Origin of the sequence: Nocardioides phosphati (genome assembly GCF_014646375.1) — a bacterium.
Taxonomy (GTDB): domain Bacteria; phylum Actinomycetota; class Actinomycetes; order Propionibacteriales; family Nocardioidaceae; genus Nocardioides; species Nocardioides phosphati.
Window position 1 is genome coordinate 118,042 of the sequence record NZ_BMNI01000008.1, and the last position, 19,426, is coordinate 137,467.

At 68.1% G+C, this 19,426-nt stretch carries 18 protein-coding genes; 12 read left to right on the forward strand and 6 right to left on the reverse strand.

Annotation, left to right across the window (positions count from 1 at the left end; translation table 11 throughout):
* The first annotated feature begins 122 nt into the window (after window positions 1-122).
* Genes cysC through IEX47_RS14505 form a run of 3 tightly spaced genes read left to right on the forward strand, consistent with a single transcriptional unit; the run spans window position 123 to window position 3,104 of the window.
* On the forward strand, window positions 123-1,343 hold the full coding sequence (gene cysC, locus IEX47_RS14495; protein ID WP_229662902.1) for an adenylyl-sulfate kinase: 1,221 nt from the start codon (window positions 123-125) through the stop codon (window positions 1,341-1,343).
* Complete coding sequence (locus IEX47_RS14500; protein ID WP_188784721.1) at window positions 1,343-1,882, forward strand: arsenate reductase/protein-tyrosine-phosphatase family protein; 540 nt, start codon at window positions 1,343-1,345, stop codon at window positions 1,880-1,882. The genes cysC and IEX47_RS14500 overlap by 1 nt, the downstream gene beginning before the upstream one ends.
* 37 nt (window positions 1,883-1,919) lie before the next feature.
* Window positions 1,920-3,104, forward strand: a complete 1,185-nt coding sequence (locus IEX47_RS14505; protein ID WP_188784722.1) for an LCP family protein — start codon at window positions 1,920-1,922, stop codon at window positions 3,102-3,104.
* A 97-nt stretch (window positions 3,105-3,201) separates the two neighbouring features.
* On the opposite strand, the gene IEX47_RS14510 is transcribed toward IEX47_RS14505, so the two are convergent.
* Complete coding sequence (locus IEX47_RS14510) at window positions 3,202-4,191, reverse strand: sulfite exporter TauE/SafE family protein (protein WP_229662903.1); 990 nt, start codon at window positions 4,189-4,191, stop codon at window positions 3,202-3,204.
* Window positions 4,192-4,412: 221 nt separating this feature from the next.
* Between IEX47_RS14510 and cysD the strand changes: the two genes are divergently transcribed.
* Together cysD and IEX47_RS14520 are read left to right on the forward strand one after the other, a co-directional pair.
* The gene (gene cysD / locus IEX47_RS14515) at window positions 4,413-5,327 is read left to right on the forward strand and encodes a sulfate adenylyltransferase subunit CysD (protein WP_188784724.1); all 915 of its coding nucleotides are present in this window, start codon (window positions 4,413-4,415) and stop codon (window positions 5,325-5,327) included.
* On the forward strand, window positions 5,327-6,595 hold the full coding sequence (locus IEX47_RS14520) for a sulfate adenylyltransferase subunit 1 (protein WP_229662904.1): 1,269 nt from the start codon (window positions 5,327-5,329) through the stop codon (window positions 6,593-6,595). The genes cysD and IEX47_RS14520 overlap by 1 nt, the downstream gene beginning before the upstream one ends.
* Before the next feature lie 112 nt (window positions 6,596-6,707).
* Here IEX47_RS14520 and IEX47_RS14525 read toward each other — a convergent pair whose 3' ends face one another.
* On the reverse strand, window positions 6,708-7,661 hold the full coding sequence (locus IEX47_RS14525) for a hypothetical protein (protein ID WP_229662905.1): 954 nt from the start codon (window positions 7,659-7,661) through the stop codon (window positions 6,708-6,710).
* Between the two features lie 306 nt (window positions 7,662-7,967).
* Here IEX47_RS14525 and IEX47_RS18120 point away from each other — a divergent pair, with 306 nt between their 5' ends.
* The 3 genes from IEX47_RS18120 to IEX47_RS14535 all read left to right on the forward strand — a co-directional run bounded on the left by IEX47_RS18120 (window position 7,968) and on the right by IEX47_RS14535 (window position 9,979).
* A complete protein-coding gene (locus IEX47_RS18120) occupies window positions 7,968-8,096 on the forward strand; it encodes a hypothetical protein (RefSeq protein ID WP_268238987.1) in 129 nt (42 codons plus the stop codon).
* Between the two features lie 112 nt (window positions 8,097-8,208).
* Window positions 8,209-9,138, forward strand: coding sequence for a type IV toxin-antitoxin system AbiEi family antitoxin (locus IEX47_RS14530; RefSeq protein ID WP_188784726.1), 930 nt, complete (start codon window positions 8,209-8,211; stop codon window positions 9,136-9,138).
* The gene (locus tag IEX47_RS14535) at window positions 9,131-9,979 is read left to right on the forward strand and encodes a hypothetical protein (RefSeq protein ID WP_188784727.1); all 849 of its coding nucleotides are present in this window, start codon (window positions 9,131-9,133) and stop codon (window positions 9,977-9,979) included. Before IEX47_RS14530 ends, IEX47_RS14535 begins: the two co-directional genes overlap by 8 nt.
* 2 nt (window positions 9,980-9,981) lie before the next feature.
* On the opposite strand, the gene IEX47_RS14540 is transcribed toward IEX47_RS14535, so the two are convergent.
* Both IEX47_RS14540 and IEX47_RS14545 read right to left on the reverse strand, forming a co-directional pair.
* Window positions 9,982-11,709: a DUF4012 domain-containing protein gene (locus tag IEX47_RS14540; RefSeq protein ID WP_188784728.1), complete on the reverse strand. Its 1,728-nt coding sequence runs from the start codon at window positions 11,707-11,709 to the stop codon at window positions 9,982-9,984.
* Between the two features lie 2 nt (window positions 11,710-11,711).
* Window positions 11,712-12,113, reverse strand: a complete 402-nt coding sequence (locus IEX47_RS14545) for a hypothetical protein (protein ID WP_188784729.1) — start codon at window positions 12,111-12,113, stop codon at window positions 11,712-11,714.
* A gap of 251 nt (window positions 12,114-12,364) precedes the next feature.
* Here IEX47_RS14545 and wecB point away from each other — a divergent pair, with 251 nt between their 5' ends.
* The 4 genes from wecB to IEX47_RS14565 all read left to right on the forward strand — a co-directional run bounded on the left by wecB (window position 12,365) and on the right by IEX47_RS14565 (window position 16,927).
* Entirely contained in the window at window positions 12,365-13,429 is a 1,065-nt protein-coding gene (gene wecB / locus IEX47_RS14550) for a non-hydrolyzing UDP-N-acetylglucosamine 2-epimerase (RefSeq protein WP_188784730.1), read from the forward strand.
* A gap of 8 nt (window positions 13,430-13,437) precedes the next feature.
* The gene (locus tag IEX47_RS14555; RefSeq protein ID WP_188784731.1) at window positions 13,438-14,526 is read left to right on the forward strand and encodes a DegT/DnrJ/EryC1/StrS family aminotransferase; all 1,089 of its coding nucleotides are present in this window, start codon (window positions 13,438-13,440) and stop codon (window positions 14,524-14,526) included.
* A 153-nt stretch (window positions 14,527-14,679) separates the two neighbouring features.
* A complete protein-coding gene (locus IEX47_RS14560) occupies window positions 14,680-15,966 on the forward strand; it encodes a nucleotide sugar dehydrogenase (RefSeq protein WP_188784732.1) in 1,287 nt (428 codons plus the stop codon).
* 19 nt (window positions 15,967-15,985) lie between these two features.
* Entirely contained in the window at window positions 15,986-16,927 is a 942-nt protein-coding gene (locus IEX47_RS14565; protein ID WP_188784733.1) for an NAD-dependent epimerase/dehydratase family protein, read from the forward strand.
* Here IEX47_RS14565 and IEX47_RS14570 read toward each other — a convergent pair.
* A complete protein-coding gene (locus tag IEX47_RS14570; protein WP_188784734.1) occupies window positions 16,857-18,239 on the reverse strand; it encodes a hypothetical protein in 1,383 nt (460 codons plus the stop codon). The genes IEX47_RS14565 and IEX47_RS14570 overlap by 71 nt on opposite strands.
* Window positions 18,240-18,250: 11 nt before the next feature.
* The gene (locus IEX47_RS14575) at window positions 18,251-19,426 is read right to left on the reverse strand and encodes a glycosyltransferase (protein ID WP_188784735.1); all 1,176 of its coding nucleotides are present in this window, start codon (window positions 19,424-19,426) and stop codon (window positions 18,251-18,253) included.

Here is a 19,426-nt window from a genome sequence, read left to right on the forward strand (position 1 = left end):
AGGAGAAACCCGACTCGCTAGTGGTGCTAGCCGTTGTACGCAACGGCGCCGCGCAAGCACTCGGCAAGCACCGCTCCCCGTGATGCGGGGAGAGCCTGCGGGTGCATGGGAGGATGGCGGACGTGTCCAGCACTGCGAACCCCCAGCCCCTTCCGCAGCACTGCCCCACGCCGCGCGAGCTCGACGACCTCGAGCTGCTGCTGTCGGGCGCCCTCGCTCCCCTCACCGCGTACGACGAGCCCGGATCCCCCGTGACGCTCACGCTCCCCGACGGCCTGGCCGCCGAGCCCGCGGTCGAGCTGGTCGACCCGGAGGGCCTGCCGCTCGCGACGGTGACGCGTCAGGACGGCCGCTGGGTGCCCACGGCCCTGGGCGCTCCGGCGTACGGACCGTTCCGGAGGCTGCACCTCTCCCCGGCGCAGGCCCGCGAGCACTACGCCGGCGCCACCTGGGTGCCCGTCGCCGACGCGCTCACGACCGCCGAGCTCGAGCAGCTCGCCGCCGTGGAGGGCCGCGTCGTGCTGGTCGCGCTCACCGGCCACGGCACGCCGGCCGACCTCTCCGCCGTCGGCCTGGTGCGTGCCACCCTCGCCGCCGCCCGCGCCCTGCCCGACGCCGCAGTCGTCGTGGTGCCGCTCGCGGCCCACGGTGACGCCGAGGCCGACCATGCGCTCGGTGCGCAGGTGCTGGCCACCTACGCCGGCGACGACACGGTGCTCGCACTGGCGGACGCCGACACGGACGCCGAGCTGCCGGCCGAGGTCGCGGAGATCGTCGACTTCGACCGCCCGCCGCTCGACCGCCGTGGGCTGGTCCTCTTCTTCACCGGCCTCTCCGGCTCGGGCAAGTCGACGCTGGCGCGGGCGCTGCTCGACAAGCTGCTCGAGCAGGGCGAGCGCACGGTCACGAGCCTCGACGGCGACGTCGTACGCCGCAACCTCAGCGCCGGCCTCACCTTCAGCAAGGCCGACCGCGAGACCAACATCCGCCGCATCGGGTGGGTGGCCGCCGAGATCGCCCGCCACGGCGGCGTCGCCGTGGTCTCGCCGATCGCGCCGTTCGACGCGACCCGCCAGGACGTGCGCCGCTACGTCGAGGAGGCGGGCGGCACCTTCTTCCTGGTGCACGTCGCGACTCCGCTCGAGGAGTGCGAGCGCCGCGACCGCAAGGGCCTCTACGCGAAGGCGCGCCAGGGCCTGATCCCGGAGTTCACCGGAATCTCCAGCCCCTATGAAGTCCCTGAGGATGCCGACGTTCGGGTCGACACGACCGGCCGCTCGGTCGAGGATGCGCTGGCGGACGTCGAGAAGGCGCTCGCTGCTGCCGGCCTGCTGGAGGTGTGATGGTCAACGTCCTCTTCGTGTGCACGGCCAACATCTGCCGCTCGCCGTACATGGAGCTCGCGGGACGGGCGATGCTCGGCCCCGACTCCACGCTGAAGCTGAGCTCGGCCGGCACGATCGGCTTCCGTGACAAGCCGATGGACGCCACGATGGCGACGGCGTTCGACCACAGCCCCGAGGTGACGCCCGAGGCGATCGCGGCGTTCCGCAGCCGGCGCCTCACGAGCGAGCACATCGACGAGGCCGACCTGGTGCTCACGGCCGAGTCCGAGCACCGCCAGTTCATCCTCACCGACTACCCCGCAACCTTCCGCAAGGTCTTCTCGCTCGGGCAGTTCGCGTCGGGCGTCCAGCGCGTGGATTCCTCGCTCAGCGGAGTCGACCTTGTGAAGACTGTGGCCTCCACGAGCGGGGTCGCCCAGGTCCGCGTCGACGTCGCCGACCCCTACCGGCGCGGTCGCCGCGCGGTCGCCGCAGCCGCCGCGCAGATCGACGAACTGCTGGCGATCGTCATGCCGGCACTGGAGGAGCGGAACTGATGTCGAACCAGACCGGTCAGCCGGAGGTCCCCCAGCGATGACGAACGACGAGCCCCTCTTCGGAGGCATCGACTTCGAGCGCTCCCCGCGCCAGCGGCGGCGGCGCAAGCGCAAGCGCTTCAAGACGCTGCGCCGCGCCTACGTCCGGATGGTCCCCTACCGGATCCGGCGGTGGATCGACGACAACCCGGCACTCGCCGCGATCGTCGGCCTGCTCCTGCTGCTGCTCCTGATCATCCTGCTCTGGCTGCTGTGGCTCTGGCTCCACCTGCACCGCGCGCCCGGCTTCGACCCGGACCTGGGCGACAACCGCCCGCCGTTCCTCGGCGGCGAGAACATCCTGCTGGTCGGCCTCGACTGCGACGAGGCGGCCCCCAAGAGCAACGGCCTGCGCAGCTGCAGCGACAACGACGGCAAGATCGACCTGTCGAACCTCAACGGCCAGGACCTCACCTCCACCGGCGTACGCAGCGACGTGATCATGGTCGTCCACGTGGAGGAGGACGGTCAGCACGCGCAGGTCGTCTCCATCCCCCGCGACTCCTACGTCAAGGTCGACGGCCACGGCTCGACCAAGATCAACGCGGCCTTCTCCTACGGCGGCCCGAGCCTCCTCGGCCGCACGATCGAGCAGAACTTCCACGTCCACCTGACCCACATGGTCGTGACCGACTTCAACGGCTTCCGCGGGATCACCGACGCCCTCGACGGCGTGCAGGTCTACGTGCCGACCGACGTCTTCGACCACCGCTGCAACTGCGTCAGCTGGCACCAGGGCTGGCAGACCATCAAGGGCGAGAGCGCCCTGGCCTACGTCCGCACCCGCTACGGCCTGCCGCGCGGCGACTTCGACCGTGTGCAGCGCCACCAGAACTTCCTGCGTGCCGTCGTGGAGCGCACCCGGAGCATGTCGGTCCTGGCCAACCCGCTCAAGGTCACGAAGCTGGTCGACCAGATCACCGGCAACCTGGCGCTCGACAACGAGTTCAGCGACACCGAGGTGATGAAGCTGGCCTTCGCCGGCCTCAAGCTCAAGCTCGGCAACATGTCCTTCGCCACCGTCCCCTACCAGGGCTCGGCGATGGTGGGCGACCAGTCGGTCGTCCTCCTCAGGCTGAAGCAGGCGGTCGCGCTCTTCGACGCCGTCCAGCGTGACCACTTCGTGTCGTACCTCCGCGACCACCACGTCGAGACGCTGCCCGGCAACCGCCAGGTCAAGTAGCACCGGCGGCGTACGACGCAGCGGAGCCGGTAGCAACGAAACGAAGAGCCCCGAGTCCTGCGACTCGGGGCTCTTCGTTCGTTCCGGAGGGGCGGGGTCAGCCCCTGCGGTGGAGTGGCGTCCGCTCGAGTTCGGCCACGGTGGGCGCCCCGAACATCGGGAGGCCGTTCTGCTTGCGCAGCAGGCCCCAGACCAGCGGCACGAGCAGCAGCATGACCAGGCCGACCACCGCGACGGTGATCGCCTCGAGCGTGTCCTGGCCCTCGCCGTACGGGTGCAGGCCGGCCTTGAAGAGCAGAGCCGTGCCGGACATCGTCAGCACGATCACGATGCCGCGCCGGATGATCGACTGCGCGACGCGGGGCGCCAGGCGCGAGCCGAGGACCGTGCCGGGGACCGAGCCGAGCACGAGCGGGAACAGCAGGTCCCACTCGAGGCCGTGGATCGCGATGTTCGAGAGTGCCGCGGCGAGCACCAGCGGCACCGCCTGCATCAGGTCGGTGCCGACGAGCTTCACGGCCGGCAGGCCCGGGTAGAGCATGAGCAGCGCGATCATGATCACCGAGCCGGAGCCGACCGAGGTGACGCCGACCAGCAGGCCGCCCAGCGCGCCGACCAGCACGGTCGGCACGAGCCGGATGTGCGGGTTGGCGTCGGGCTCGCCGCCGCCGCTGTTGACCCGCCGCATGTTGATGAGCAGGCGCAGGGCGTACGTCGACGCGGCGAAGAGCAGCGCGATGCCGATGCACAGCTTGAGGGTGTTCTCGAGCTGCGCGGGGTCGTCGATGAGGCCGTTGAGCAGCCACGGACCCAGGAACGCCATCGGCACCGAGCCGGCGATGAGGTACGCCGCCAGGCGGACGTTCGGGGAGCCCTGGCGCCAGTGCGTGATCGCGCCACCGGTCTTGTAGATGGCCGCAGCGGTGAGGTCGACGGTGACGATCGCCGCCGTCTGCCCCACACCGAGGAAGATCAGCGCCGGCGTCATCAGCGCGCCGCCACCCATACCGGTCAGCCCGACGATGATGCCGACCAGGAAGCCGGCGGTCAGGATCTGGAAGAACTGACCCGTAAGGAGATCGGCCACGGTTGCACCCTTGTTCGTCTGGCGGGATGTCGCACGAGCCACAGGTGATCGGAACAGGCCGCGCGTGGTCGCAAACCTTACTGGGTCGATCGGGATTGTGGGCAAGTATCGAGGCCTCGGCGTGACCCCGGCCACGGCGCGGCGCGGACCGCGGCGGGCACGGGGCCCGCACGCGGTTAGGATGCTGGTTGCCATAAGCGACGAGAGGTCACCCCAAGCTCATGACAGAAACGCACGCCGACTACCAGCTGAGTCAGCTCGACCAGCTGGAGGCGGAGTCGATCCACATCTTCCGTGAGGTCGCCGCCGAGTTCGAGAAGCCGGTCCTGATGTTCTCCGGCGGCAAGGACTCCATCGTGATGCTCCGCCTGGCGGAGAAGGCGTTCTACCCCGCGAAGATCCCGTTCTCGATCCTCCAGGTCGACACGGGTCTCGACTTCCCCGAGGTCATGGAGACCCGCGACCGGTGGGTCGAGCGGCTCGGCATCAACCTCGTCGTGGCCTCCATCGACGACGCGATCAAGAACGGCATCATCCCCGACGCCGCGAAGATCAGCCGCAACCGCCTGCAGATCCCGACGCTGCTCAACGCCATCGAGGAGAACGGCTTCACCGCCGCCTTCGGTGGCGGCCGTCGCGACGAGGAGAAGGCCCGCGCGAAGGAGCGCGTCTACTCCCACCGCGACGAGTTCGGCCAGTGGGACCCGAAGAACCAGCGCCCCGAGCTCTGGTCGCTGTACAACGGCCGCCTCCACGAGGGCGAGCACATGCGCATCTTCCCGATCTCCAACTGGACCGAGCTGGACGTCTGGGACTACATCGGCCGCGAGCAGATCGAGATCCCGTCGATCTACTTCAGCCACCAGCGCCGCGTCTTCGAGCGCGACGGCATGCTGATGACCGAGACGCCGCTCAACCCGTGCCGCGAGGGCGAGGTCGTCTCCGAGCGCACCGTGCGCTTCCGCACCTGCGGTGACATCACCCTGACCGGCTGCGTCGAGAGCACGGCCTCGACCATCGACGAGATCATCGACGAGGTCGCGATCGCCCGCGTCACCGAGCGCGGCGCCACCCGCGGCGACGACAAGTTCTCCGAGGCCGCCATGGAAGACCGCAAGAAGGAGGGCTACTTCTGATGGCCACTGCTGAGAAGAAGCCCATGGACCTCCTGCGGTTCGCCACCGCCGGCTCGGTCGACGACGGCAAGTCGACGCTCATCGGTCGCCTGCTGCTCGACTCCAAGTCGATCTTCGAGGACCAGCTCGAGGCCGTCGAGGCCACGTCGGTCTCCAAGGGCTACGACTACACCGACCTCGCACTGCTGACCGACGGTCTCCGCTCCGAGCGCGAGCAGGGCATCACCATCGACGTGGCGTACCGCTACTTCGCGACGCCCACTCGCAAGTTCATCATCGCGGACACGCCGGGCCACGTGCAGTACACCCGCAACATGGTCACCGGTGCCTCCACCGCCGACCTCGGCCTCGTGCTCGTCGACGCCCGCCAGGGCCTCACCGAGCAGTCGCGCCGTCACGCGCTGATCCTCTCGCTGCTCCGCGTCCCGCACCTCGTGCTCGCGGTCAACAAGATGGACCTCGTGGACTACTCGCAGGAGGTCTACGACAAGATCCACGCCGAGTTCACGCAGTTCGCGACGAAGCTCAACATCCCGGACCTCGAGGTCATCCCGATCTCCGCGCTGGCCGGCGACAACGTCGTCAACCGCTCGGAGAACATGGCGTGGTACCAGGGCCCGACGCTCATGCACCACCTCGAGCACGTCCACGTCGCCTCCGACCGCGACCTGATCGACGCCCGCTTCCCGGTGCAGTACGTCGTCCGCCCGAAGTCGGACGAGTTCCACGACTACCGCGGCTACGGCGGCCAGGTCGCCGGCGGCGTCCTGAAGCAGGGCGACGAGGTCGTCGTCCTCCCGTCCGGCATGACGTCGAAGATCGCTGGCATCGACCTCTTCGACAAGGAGATCGACATGGCGTTCCCGCCGATGTCGGTCACCATCCGCCTCGAGGACGACGTCGACGTCTCGCGCGGCGACATGATCGCCCGCGTCAACAACGCGCCGACCGCCACGCAGGACATCGACGCGATGGTCTGCTGGATGACGACCGCTCCCCTGCGGCCGAAGGCGAAGCTGGCGATCAAGCACACGACCCGCAACGGCCGCGTGATGGTGAAGGACATCCAGTACCGCCTGGACGTCAACACCCTCCACCGCGACCAGGAGACCAAGGAGCTCGGCGTCAACGAGATCGGCCGCGTGCAGCTGCGCTGCACCGTCCCGCTGCTCGTCGACCCGTACTCCAAGAACCGCACCACGGGCTCGTTCATCCTCATCGACGAGACCACCGGCGTCACCGTCGGCGCGGGCATGATCAACGGCTGACACACGTCGTACGCCGGGCGGCGGTCACCCTTCGCGGGTGGCCGCCGCTCGCGCATTTCGGCGAGCGTCGGAAAGTGCCGGCGCCGAGCATTGCCGACCGGTCAGGCGCCGATCACCCGTCGGTTTCGTACGGCGCCGACTCCTTCTGCCCCGGATAGAAGTAGCGCTTCCACTCGTCACTGAGGGGTCCGACCTCGATGCCCCGCTCGCGGAGCGCCCGGGCGACACGTTGGATGGTGCGTGCGGGTTCGCGAGCGATGCCCTTGGAGAGCACGTCGACCTGACGCCAGCCGTCGACGTCGGCAGCCTCGCGACGATCGATGTCGGACTCCCACTGCTCGACCACCTCGACGTGCTGGCGACCCTGGTACTCGACGGCGACCCGCGCCTCAACGTGGCCCAGGTCGTGCTTGCGGAGCAACCTGCCACCAGCGTCGCGGATCTCCACCTGTGTCTCGAGGCGAGGAAGGCCAGCGAAGTGGAGCAGCAGCCGCAGCCTCGTCTCCTGCGGCGACTCCGCGCCGGTGCGCATCAGCTCGACCGCCGCCAGGGCTGCTCGCACCCCTGGATGCGCACTCGTCCGCAGATAGTCGCGGATCCGGCTGATCGTGGTGAGCTTGCGGTGGAGCAGGGCATCTCCAGCGATGACCAGGTCGACGAGACCGAGGACTTCGGCGAGCTGCTCGATCAGCGCCTCCGGCGACGCCACCGGCAGACCCTGGAACCAGACCGCCGGCGACCGGCGTACGACGCAGGCGATGTCGGCGTGACGCCTACGCATGCGTTCTTCCGGAACGACGACGGTGGCACGAAAGCCGCGGGGCACGGCGATGCCGTAGACCGCGGCGGCCAGCTGATGGCTCACGTGCGCGTGGCCATCGAAGAGCTTCAGGGCTGCCTGCGCCCGCAGTCGCGGTGTCACCGGCACAGTCGCGAGGACGTGGACGGAGCGATGCAGCCGCCGGAACCTCTTCGCCCGCAGCTGCCGCTCGGTCATGCCAGCGGCCAGCGCCTCCGCAGTCGTGAACGGCTGCGTCAGGACAAGGGGCTTCTCGGAACCAGGCACTCCGCGAGCATCGAACAGAACCGCGTCGGCCGTCGGCTCTCATCCACAGGCCCTGAAGCGCCGGCGCCGAGCAGTTGCGACGGGGCGGACGGCAACGAGACGACCGAACGAGCCGGTCCCGGCAGAAGACGACCCCGGCGCCCTCTAGGGTCGGATCCATGCCGTTCCGCCACGTCGTCCTCTTCCGGCTCCACGAGGGCGCCTCTGCCTCCGACGCCGTCGCCGCACTCGAGGCGGCACGGCCGCGCCTCGGCGCCAGCCGCTGGACGATCACGACCAGCCTCGACGACCGCAAGGGCACCGTGGGTGGTCGAGGACGCGACGTTCGACGACGAGGCAGCGTTCCAGGCCTGGCGGGTCTCCGAGCAGCACCTGACCGCGGTGGCCCACATGAAGGAGAACGCCGACTGGCTGGTCGGCGACTGGGTGGAGTGACACACGCAGCCTGTTCAGTTTTCAGGACTGTTCAGTTATCTTGAACGCAGGCCGAAACTGAACGGAGGCATGCATGCGACCCTACGAGAGACTGGTCCTCGACCAGGTGATGATGCAGCTCGACGACCTCCGCATCGACGCACACGAAAGTACTACCGACGAAGCACTGGCGGCACTCACCTTGCGTCGGGGGCGTTCCGAGGCGTCGTACCTCGTCGAGCTCGCCGACACCGTCCGCAACCGGATATCGCATGCGGATCCGCCGGCGAGCAGGACGCTGGCTATCTCCGACCACATCCATCCACGAACCGCCGACCTGCTGCGGCACGCGGGAGTGGAGTACGTCGACGCACTCGGCAACGCCTCACTCGAGTTCGGCGATGTCATCGTCCACGTCCGGGGGCGGCGCAGCCAACCGAAGCGGGTCGACTACTACACCGACACGCCTCGGCTCGTCCTCCCCCGCGCCAGCGGCAACCTCTTCAGCGCGGGACGGTCTCAGGTCGTGTGCGCGCTCCTCACCTGGCCGTCGCTCTGGCATGCATCAGCACGCGAACTCGCCTCCAGCGCAGGCGTCTCCGTTGGCCTCGCCCACGGAGCCCGCAACGCGCTGCGCGATCAGGGCTACGACGCGACGGCGTCCCACGCTGACCATCGCCTGCTGGATCTGTGGGCTGCCGCATTCCCCACCGGGCTCGCCCGACGACTTCACCTTGGCGAGTTCCGCGGTGACCCCGAGCGCCACCCCGATGGCGCGGGGATGCCGATCTACGTAGGGGGCGAGGCCGCGATCGCATCGCTCCTCCGGCCCGCCACGACCACCCTGTACACACCCGAGCTGACTCCTCGCCTGATCATGGCCAACAGGTGGCGCACCGACGGTCCGCCCAACGTTCTCGTCCGGAAAGCCTTCTGGCACGTGCCCGACGAGGCAGCAGACCCGACGGCGACACCGTGGCCACTCGTCTATGCCGAGCTGTTCACCAGCGAGGACCCCCGGCTGCGGGATGCGGCCGAGCAGTGGAGGCGCAGCGTTGTTTGACCCAACTGCCGCGCATGAGGGCCTTCTGACCCCGATCGACACCGTCGTCTCCGCGCTACTCAAGAAGGCACCAGGTCTCGCTCCCGACCGGGTGATGCTCATCGGTGCCATGTGCCGCGACGTCATGCACTCAGCCCTTGGTCACGAATTCGGCACACGAGAGACCTACGACCTCGACCTGGCTCTCGGTCTCCGCTCTTGGACACACTTTGAAGAGGCCGCGAAAGCGTTCACACCTGTCTCCGACAGCGGAGTCTGTTTCCGGATCGAACACCGCGACGTGGATCTCCTCCCCTTTGGCGACGTCGAAGACCCTGTCGGCTCCGTCGAGCCCCCGACCCGTCGTGAAACGCTGAGCGTCTGGGCATTCGAAGAGATCCATGCGGACTCCTTGCCGTTGGCGCTGCCGACGGCTGGCGTCATTCGCATTCCGACCGTCCCGGGCTACGTCGCCGCGAAGGTCGGCGCGTGGCTCGATCGCTGGGAGCGCGGGGAGTACAAGGACGCGACTGATCTCGCCGTGGCACTCCACTGGTATGCAGAGTCGCGCGCTGTCACCGAGCGCCTCTATGACACGGAGGAGGGACAACAGGTCAACATCGCACACGACTTCCATGGCCTGCGTGCCGCGGCGCATCTCCTGGGGCGCGACGTCGTGAGGACGATCGGACCCGAGCGGCAACAGGAGATGCTGGCACGTTGGCCGGGCGACCAAGGGCTCCTCGAGCGGCGCCTTTCCACGGACCGCGGAACCTTCGGCGCTCCGTGGCCCGGCCGCCCGGCGCAGGCAACGCTCGTCGCTGCGTTCACCAGCGGCCTCAGCGCGATCCCCGGAAGCTGAACTCAGCAGGCCGGCAGCTCGACCGGTCCCCCACCGCTGTCGACGCCCGGAGTCACGCGGATCGAGACGGGCTCGCGGGACGGTGTCGTCATCCGCCAGGTGACGACGTGGTGCCCGGCAGGCTCGAGCTCGAGCGCCACGCTCGTCGTCGCGTGGCCACGATAGGGCGTCACGACGGCGTTCTCCTGGGGCTCCGCGTCAAACGTGATCCGGTCGAGCGTCCCCTCCTGTGGCGCGAAGAGCTCGACCGAGACCAGGTGCGTGCCCTTTGGGATGCCGTGGCTGCCCGGGCTCACGTACGCCGGCAGCGGCTTGCCGGCCTCGAGCGAGCTGCGTACGCCGAGGGTGCCGGTCATCGTGCGCCCGGAGGCGTCGCACGACGTCGTCTCGACGGTCACCTCCGGGTGGAAGAACCAGCCCATCTTGGAGCCCGTGGAGTCGTTGAAGTAGACACCCGCCTGGGGTGCCGGCACCGACGCATCCGGCACCTCACCGGCCACCTGGGTGCCGGTGAGCAGCTGCTGCTCCTCGGGGTGTCTGGAGTTGACCAGCAGGCGTCCCTCGCGGGCGCCGCGGGCCAGGCCGTCGAGGAGCGCCCGTGCGTCGACCGACCCAGTCGTCAGGCGGGAGAAGACCGCGCTGGCCACCTGCTGGAACCAGCGGTCCTGCTCCAGGGGGTCGGCGTAGCGCACGTAGGCGCCGTGCAGCAGCTCGTGGGCGACATTGTCAGCGGTGAGCTCGGCACCGCGGACCTGCACCGGACCGGTCGCGGCCAGCAGGTAGCCGAGCGCCACCGGGTCGACGGCGACCGCACCGTCGAGGGCAGGGCGACCGCTGCGGTCCCAGTGCGCCCGCCACAGCTCGGTCACGCGCGGGAAGTGCGGCGTGAACCCGGCGTCGCCGGCATAGATCGCCATCGCCGGACCGAAGCGCTCCTGCTCCTCGGCGGTCAGCGGGAGCACCTGGGCTCCGCTCGGCAGGGCCCCAGCCGGGATCTGCTCGGCGAGCTCAAGGCGCCCGTCGCGGGCTTCGAGCACCGCCAGCGCCCCCGGGAAGCCCCCGGCAGCACGAGGCTCGGCCGGGCTCTGGAAGGCGAGCAGGATCCGGCGCTCCCCGGAGCCGCCGAGCATCGTCGGGAGGAGCTCCGTGGCCACCCGGCCGGCCTCCAGCCCGTCGGCGGCGGCGTCGATGTCGTCGGTCAGCGTCCGCAGCGACCGGGCCAGCGGGCCGACGAGCCCGCTGCAGTCGACCTCCGCGAGCTCCTCCGACGCGTCGCCGAACGCCGCGGCCGCGGCCGCCATGGGCTTGCGCAGCATCGCGATGCGGTCGAGGTCGACCTGCCCGTCGCGCGGCGCGAAGCCCTCGGGGTCGGTCACCCCGGCCTCCAGGAGCGGCCGTACGCCGTCGCGCGCGGCGGCAGCGCCGACCCGGCTCAAGGTGGCGACCGCTCGGGCGTCGTCGCCCACGAACGGCACGCCCTCGAGGACGGCCCAGGTCCACCCCGACGTACGCCGGTCGGCAGAGGCGAGGTGTGCCTCGAACCGGTCGGCGGCCTTCTCGGCGGCATCGGACGTCCCAGGGTCCTCCAGTGCCGCGCGAAGGTCGCGCGCGGCGGCCTCGCCGTCCAGCAGGTCGGAGCGGACGCCGAGGGCGACCCAGGCGGCGTACGCGAACGCCACGACGGCCGCCGCAAGTGCGGCGGCCGTCAGACGACGACGGGTGATGGTCACCCTCAGAGGCGGCGGAACGAGGCGCGCGTCGAGCAGCCCTTGTAGACCGAGTCAGCCGGGGTCCTGAACCGCGCAGCCACGGTGATCTTGCCGCGGGCACGCAGCGGCACGAAGCCGTAGCGCGTCGTCTTGCCGCCGTAGCTGCGGGTCGTCGTGCGGATGACCTTGCCGGCGCGGTTGCGGAAGACGAACTTCACCGAGCCGACCGGCCGGCCGTTACCGGCGGTGGGCACGGCCTTGAAGTCGATGAGGATCGACTGGCCTCGGGCGACCGTGGTGTCGACGATGCGCTCGGAGCACGCCGTCGCGATCGACTTCGGGTAGACGACGGCCTCCGCCGGAGCGGCGATGGCCAGGCCCGACAGGGTCATGGCGGCAGCGGCGAGCGCGATGCGCTTCATCATGTGGTGGCGTCCTTCCAGACGTCATGTGGCAGCGGTCGGTCCGCGCCCCTCCGCGGGCATTCTCGGGGAGCCGACAGCGCACGGACGGAAAAACATGAAACTGCACAGAAATCGGAAGGACTGGTCCAGACCGGCCACCTCCCCGTATGTCGAACAGGGCCGTCGGCGCGACGGTCGATAGCCTGTCCCTGGCACCCGCGCCAGCAGCAGTCGAGACCAAGGGACATCGCAGTGAAGGACGGCCCCACCGCATGAAGATCATCAGCGTGGTCGGAGCACGTCCACAGTTCGTCAAGCTCGCACCGATCGCCCACGCGGCTGCGGCCGCGGGCGTCGAGCACGTGGTCGTGCACACGGGCCAGCACTACGACGAGAACATGTCACAGAACTTCTTCGACGAGCTCGGCATCCCGACCCCCGACGTCAACCTCGCGGTCGGCTCCGGCAAGCACGGCGCGATGACCGGCCAGATGCTCATCGGCCTGGAAGAGGTCTTCGAGGAGCACCGCCCGGACTGGGTCCTCGTCTACGGCGACACCAACTCGACGCTGGCCGCCGCGGTCGCCGCGACCAAGATCCACATCCCACTGGCCCACCTCGAGGCCGGCCTCCGCTCGTTCAACCGACGGATGCCCGAGGAGCACAACCGCGTCCTCACCGACCACTCGGCCGACCTCTGCCTGGCGCCGACGCAGGTCGCGATGGAGCACCTCGCCAACGAGGGGCTCGCCGCACGCAGCGTCCTCGTCGGCGACGTGATGACCGACGTCCTGCTCGCCACGGCCGACCGCGTGCGCAACGCTCCGGTCGCCTCCCCCATCGACACCACCGAGCCCTACGTCGTGGCGACGATCCACCGCCCGGACAACACCGACGACCCGGCCCGGCTCGCGTCGATCCTCGACGCCCTCGCGGGCCTCGACAAGCGCGTCTTCCTGGCCGCCCATCCCCGACTGGTGGCCAAGGCGGAGGCCCACGGCCTCAAGCTCGACCAGGGCGCGATCACGCCGGTGGCCCCGCTCTCCTACCCGCAGCTGGTCCAGGCAGTCAGCGCCGCGAGCGCCGTGGTCACCGACTCGGGCGGCCTGCAGAAGGAGGCGTTCCTCCTGGGCGCGCCGACGACCACCATCCGCAGCGAGACCGAGTGGGTCGAGACCCTCGAGGGCGGCTGGAACCAGCTCACCAACGACCCCGCGGACGTCGCCACGAGCGTCGCCCGCCCGGCGCCGACCGCGGACCGCGGCACGCCGTACGGCGACGGCAACGCCGCCACGCTCACCATCCAGACCCTGGCCGACCACGCCACCCAGCCGTGAGGACACCCATGAACGAGTTCATTCCCCCCGCCAAGCCGATCATCGGTGACGAGGAGCGCGAGGCCGTCGACCGTGTCATGCGCTCCGGCATGATCGCCCAGGGTCCCGAGGTCAAGGCGTTCGAGGAGGAGTTCTCCGCGCACTTCGGCCTCGACCGCGCCTGCGTGGCGGTCAACTCGGGCACCTCCGGCCTGCACCTCGGCCTGCTGTCCTCCGGCATCAAGGCGGGCGACGAGGTCATCGTCCCCAGCTTCACGTTCGCGGCGACGGCCAACTCCGTCGCGCTCACGGGCGCCACCCCGGTCTTCGCCGACATCGACCCGGAGTCGTTCTGTCTCGACCCCGAGAGCGTGCGCGCCAGCATCACCGAGCGCACCGCCGGCATCATGCCGGTGCACCTCTACGGCCACCCGGCCAACATGCCCGCGCTCCGCGAGATCGCCGACGAGCACGGCATCCAGCTCTTCGAGGACGCGGCCCAGGCCCACGGCGCGAGCCTCGACGGCACGCCAGTCGGCGGCTTCGGCTCGTTTGCGATGTTCTCGCTCTACCCGACCAAGAACATGACCTCCGGCGAGGGTGGCATGGTCTCCGTCGCGACCCCCGAGATCGAGCGCCTGCTGCGGCTCTACCGCAACCAGGGCATGGAGGTGCAGTACGCCAACGAGGTCGTCGGCTTCAACAACCGCATGACCGACATCCACGCCGCCATCGGTCGCGTGCAGCTCACCAAGGTCGGCGGCTGGACCAAGCAGCGCCAGGAGAACGCCGCCTTCCTCAGCGCCAACCTCCAGGGCGTCACTGCCCCGCCCGTGGCCGACGGTGCCGTGCACGTCTACCACCAGTACACGGTCCGCGTCGCCGAGGACCGTGACGGCCTGGCCAAGGCGCTGCGCGAGGAGTTCAACATCGGCAGCGGGATGTTCTACCCGATCCCCAACCACCGCCTTGCGCCGTTCCAGGCCGACGTCGACCTGCCCAACACCGAGCAGGCCGCGCTGGAGTGCCTCTCCCTGCCCGTGCACCCGAGCCTGAGCCAGGGCGACCTCGAGCGGATCGTCGCGGCTGTCACCAAGCTCGCCTCCGCCGGCGCCTGACCCAAGCGCCCGAGCCGTTCACTGACGGCTGACCCTCCGACGATCCGGCCACTGCCGTACGATCGGCGCTTGGGGGCTACACAGACCGGGCTGCTCACCTCCACGGACGCCCGCCGACGGCGGATCGACAAACAAGAGGAGTTAGTCAGCAGCATGTCCGCCCGTCCAGCAGAACAGATCCGCATCGGCGTGATCGGCCTTGGCTACGTGGGGCTCCCCCTCGCGGTGTCCTTTGCCCGCAAGTACGACGTCGTCGGTTTCGACATCAACAAGGATCGAGTCGGCGAACTCAACGCGGGCCACGACCGGACACTTGAGGTCAGCTCGGAGGAGCTCGCCAGTGTCGATCGGCTCACGGTGTCGAATGACCCAGCGGCGCTCGATGACGTCAACGTCTACATCGTGACGACACCGACCCCCATCGACCGCCACAAGCGTCCCGACCTCGGCCCGGTCTTGGCTGCCACACGCACGATCGCGGGTTCGCTCCGTCCGGGTGACATCGTGGTCTACGAATCGACCGTCTACCCCGGCGCGACGGAGGAGGACTGCGTCCCGCTGCTCGAGTCCGAAAGCGGCATGACCTTCAACAAGGACTTCTTCGTGGGGTACTCCCCCGAGCGCATCAACCCCGGTGACAAGGAGCACCGCTTCGAGACGATCGTGAAGGTGACGTCGGGTTCCACTCCAGAAGCCGCCGACCTCGTCGACAGGCTCTACTCCAGCGTCGTCACCGCCGGCACCCACAAGGCTCCCTCGATCCGGGTCGCCGAAGCCGCCAAGGTCATCGAAAACACCCAGCGGGACGTCAACATCGCGCTCGTCAATGAGCTCGCCCTGCTCTTCAACCGCTTGGGCATCGACACCCTCGACGTTCTTGAGGCCGCTGGCACGAAGTGGAACTTCCTGCCCTTCCGCCCCGGGCTCGTAGGCGGCCACTGCATCGGCGTCGACCCCTACTACCTCACGCACAAGGCACAGGAGGTCGGCCATAACCCGGAGATCATCCTGGCGGGACGCCGTCTCAACGACTCCATGGGCTCGTACGTTGCCACGCAGCTGGTGACCACCATGCTGCGCAAGGGCATCGACGTGCGCTCGGCGCGTGTACTGATTCTCGGCCTGACGTTCAAAGAGAACACCCCCGACCTCCGCAACACCAAGGTGGTCGACATCGTCTCCGAGCTTGAGGCGATGGGCGTCACGGTGGACGTGCACGACCCGTGGGTCGACCCAGCGGAGGCTAAGCATGAGTACGGCATCGACGTGATCCCCAGTCCAATCGAGGGCAGTTACGCAGGCGTTCTACTTGCCGTTAACCACCGCGAGTTCTCTGGTTTCACCGTCCACCAGATCCATGCCCTCGGCGACCCTACTGGCCACGTCGTCTACGACCTCAAGTCCGCCTGGCCCGTCGACGCCGTCGACGTCCGGCTCTGACCATCCCACGAAGGAACCCATGCGCATCCTCATCACCGGCGGCGCCGGCTTCATCGGACACAACCTCGCCCGCGAAGCGCTGGCAAAGGGCCACGAGGTCCGCGTCATCGATGACCTCTCCAACGGCTACGCCGACAACCTCAATGGGCTCGACGTCGACTTCCGCAAGGCGAGCTTCCTCGACGAGGACGCCGTGGCGTCCGCGGTGAAGGGCGTCGACTCGATCGTCCACCTCGGCGCGCTCGGGAGCGTCCCCCGCAGCGTCGCCGACCCTCTGAGGAGCCACCACGCCAACGCCACGGGCACACTCACGGTGCTTAACGAGGCGTGCAAGGCCGACGTCGGCCACCTGATGTGTGCATCTTCCAGTTCGGTCTACGGCATGAACCCGGCACTTCCCAAGGGCGAGCGCGAGTGGGTGCGCCCGATGAGCCCGTACGCGGTCAGCAAACTGGCCACCGAGCAGTACACCCTCGCCTTCCAGCAATCCTTCGGCATGGAGACCCTGGCGTTCCGCTTCTTCAATGTGTTCGGCCCCGGCCAGCGCGCCGGCCACGTCTACGCGGCGGTCATCCCGACGTGGATCGACGCGATGATGAAGGGCGAGCCCGTGTGGGTTAACGGCGACGGCAGCAACTCCCGCGACTTCACGTACGTCGGCACCGTGTGCGCAGTCCTTCTCGACGCTGCCGAGCGGCGGGTGTCCCACCCCGAACCGACGAACCTGGCGTTTGGAACGAACACGAAGTTGCTCGACCTGATCGCCGAACTCGAGGCTGCCACGGGCATCACCGCCGACGTGCGCCATCGCGCTCCCCGCCTTGGCGACGTCCCGCACTCTATGGCTGACAACACCACTCTGCGTTCGCTGTTTCCTGCCGTGACGCCGGTCAGCCTGCGTGCGGGACTCGAACAGACCGCGGGTTGGTTTCGTGAGGCTTCCGAGACGCATTTCGTGTGAGGTCTAGCACTGCCCGGCCGGGCTTCGGGCGAATTGCGTAGCAGGCCAGCAGCGTGGCAACGCAGATGAGGCTTCCGCGACTGATCCCGAGCGCATTGTTTGCGGGCACGAAGGCGATCAGGGTGGCCGCTTGCGCCACGAGCAACAAAGAAAGTCTGCTTCCGTACACCAGTGCCTCGAACCACCAGCGTGCAAACCACCACCCAACGAGGATCATGAAAAGAGCTGCACCTGGAAATGTTAGATCCGAGGCGAGCCACGGATAGATAGTTGCCCAATAGGTGCCAGAGGGCCATCCAGTCCGAGCCTCGGTACGCGCGGGATAGGTGTCCCGCGACGCGGTTGCACCCATTCCGTACTGAGCGAGGTAGGAGTCGAGGGCTCGCGAAGCACCCCGGCCCTTTGTCCAGTGAAACGGTGTGTCCAGGTTATATGCCAAGCCGCGATAGCCATGAGTTGGATAGAACATCGTCACCGATGCGCCCCGACCGAAGCTGTCACCAAATACTGAGGCAACTATCGGATTCGGCTCGAAAGCGGACGCGTTGCCGAATTGGATCAGGCGCTGTGACTGGTTGTAGGACATGTAGGCGGCGAATGCTATAAGCACCAGCGCCAGTGCGATGACGGATCGTTGTTGCCCAAGCGTGCGCGCGGCTACTGCTCCACGGGCACGCGCGACAGCAACACCGACTGCCAGAAAAATAAGCAGGTTTCCTAGGCCCACCAGAGTGCCAATGGCAAGGAAGAATGAACTGTAAGCGCACACGGCAATCACGGAAAAGATCCGCAGTGCCACCGGAAGTCGGCGCCAGTAGACCACAAGAAAAGGCAGGAGTGGCGCCGAGAAAACCGCCGCGATCGTGATCAATTGGATGACGCCGTTGGATGCCTCGCTTGCATTCTGTCGCTCATAGGTAGCGAATTTCGCCGCATAAGCGCCGCCAGGGTCCGCCAGGGACGTCAGGATGGCGGGCACGCTGGCAACGCTGTACTCCCGCAGGTAGCTGACGCCGTACGCCAAGTAATAGAGTGCGCTCGCTAAGACAAGAAACTGTGCCCCACGGCCCGGGAATTCGGGCAGGTCGACTGATGGGTCGTACGTCCCGATTCGCGCCTTCATGCTGAGCACATATCCGAGCGCAAGGAAGCCTGTCGCGGCAAAGACGAACACGGCCAGTTTCGGGCCGTTAGTGAGGTTCTCCGTGTCACCAAGGATCAAGAATAGGAAGTAGGTACCGAGCAGCCAGAAGAGAGAGATCTTCAGAGGCCCGTAAAACGCAAGTGGGCGCGTAGGGAGGGCCTCACGCATGTCGGCGCTGCTCAGGACGCCACCTCCCCGAGGAAGTCCCGGATCCGGCGACCCTGCACATCGGGCGACCTCGTGGCGCGCACGAAGGCTGCGGCCTCGGCACCAATGCCGCTAACCGCGGGGGCGAGACCCGTCTCGATCGCCTGGCGCAATCCACGCGGGTCCGTACTGTCTGCCCACACCACAAACGGCTGGTAGTCGGCGGGGATCGACGGGAGCCGCGTCGACACAACTGGAACACCCGTAGCCATGTACTCGATCAGTTTCGAGGGAAAGCTGTACCGAACGAAGTCCTGATCAGTCGGGCGCGGCTGCACAAGGAGGCTTGCCCGCAGGTAGCGACTCTGAAGCTCAGCGGGATCCAGAAGCATGGGAGCCACGATACGCGGGTCTTCGACGCTGAATTGCTCAAGTGTCGGGGCAGCGTCACCGCTCCCATAGAACTCCACACGCACATCCAAGTCGGATTCCATCACCGCCCGGGCCAGGTTCAGTACGCCGTACTCCTGGACAAGGCCGCCGGCGTACACGATTCGCGGAGGACCGGAGGCGCGACAGGGCACGGAGGTCTCAGGCAGAGCAACAAGGCCCTCCATCACAAGGTAGGGAATACCGGGCGCGAAGTCCGATGCAAGTGGCTTGCTCAGCACAATAACCGCGTCGAAGCCACTGAGCGCGCGTCGGGTGACCCGGATGTCGAGTCGCTTCAGCACCCGCGCCAGCAGTCCGTCCGAGCGGCGCACAACGCCTGGAGGGTCACTGAGCACTGCGGCGATCGGAACGCCCAAGAGCGCACGAACCACGCGCGCGTACCAGAGAAAGGGCGAGTGCACACCATGAAGCAGGAGCCACTCGGAACGATGCTGGCGAATGCGAGGCGTAGCAAAGAGAAGGCAAGCGATGAAACGCGTTAGGTGCTTGAGGACTAAAGCATTGACGCACGGTAGGAGGAGCCCCGATAGCCCACGCTCAGAGAAGATCCGACGCCCCACGAGCAGGCGCGGCGAGGCGGGGAAGTTGGAGACTGGCAGGGTGGAGACCAAATCCAACTCCACCCCGTTTTGGCGGAGTGCATCCACCAGCGCCCAGGCAAACTTCTGTGTCTGGGTCGGCATGACCGGGTCGTCACGGAGGATCTGCTGGAAATCGGTGTCTGGAATCGTGAAGCCAAGCAGGGTTGCGCGCAC

What these genes read in the sequence shown, in the direction of transcription:
- IEX47_RS14500 (WP_188784721.1), top strand. Translation starts at nt 1,343, where the DNA reads ATGGTCAACGTCCTCTTCGTGTGCACGGCCAACATCTGCCGCTCGCCG.
- IEX47_RS14505 (WP_188784722.1), top strand. Translation starts at nt 1,920, where the DNA reads ATGACGAACGACGAGCCCCTCTTCGGAGGCATCGACTTCGAGCGCTCC.
- cysD (WP_188784724.1), top strand. Translation starts at nt 4,413, where the DNA reads ATGACAGAAACGCACGCCGACTACCAGCTGAGTCAGCTCGACCAGCTG.
- IEX47_RS14520 (WP_229662904.1), top strand. Translation starts at nt 5,327, where the DNA reads ATGGCCACTGCTGAGAAGAAGCCCATGGACCTCCTGCGGTTCGCCACC.
- IEX47_RS14530 (WP_188784726.1), top strand. Translation starts at nt 8,209, where the DNA reads ATGCAGCTCGACGACCTCCGCATCGACGCACACGAAAGTACTACCGAC.
- IEX47_RS14545 (WP_188784729.1), bottom strand. Translation starts at nt 12,113, where the DNA reads ATGATGAAGCGCATCGCGCTCGCCGCTGCCGCCATGACCCTGTCGGGC.
- wecB (WP_188784730.1), top strand. Translation starts at nt 12,365, where the DNA reads ATGAAGATCATCAGCGTGGTCGGAGCACGTCCACAGTTCGTCAAGCTC.
- IEX47_RS14555 (WP_188784731.1), top strand. Translation starts at nt 13,438, where the DNA reads ATGAACGAGTTCATTCCCCCCGCCAAGCCGATCATCGGTGACGAGGAG.
- IEX47_RS14560 (WP_188784732.1), top strand. Translation starts at nt 14,680, where the DNA reads ATGTCCGCCCGTCCAGCAGAACAGATCCGCATCGGCGTGATCGGCCTT.
- IEX47_RS14565 (WP_188784733.1), top strand. Translation starts at nt 15,986, where the DNA reads ATGCGCATCCTCATCACCGGCGGCGCCGGCTTCATCGGACACAACCTC.
- IEX47_RS14570 (WP_188784734.1), bottom strand. Translation starts at nt 18,239, where the DNA reads ATGCGTGAGGCCCTCCCTACGCGCCCACTTGCGTTTTACGGGCCTCTG.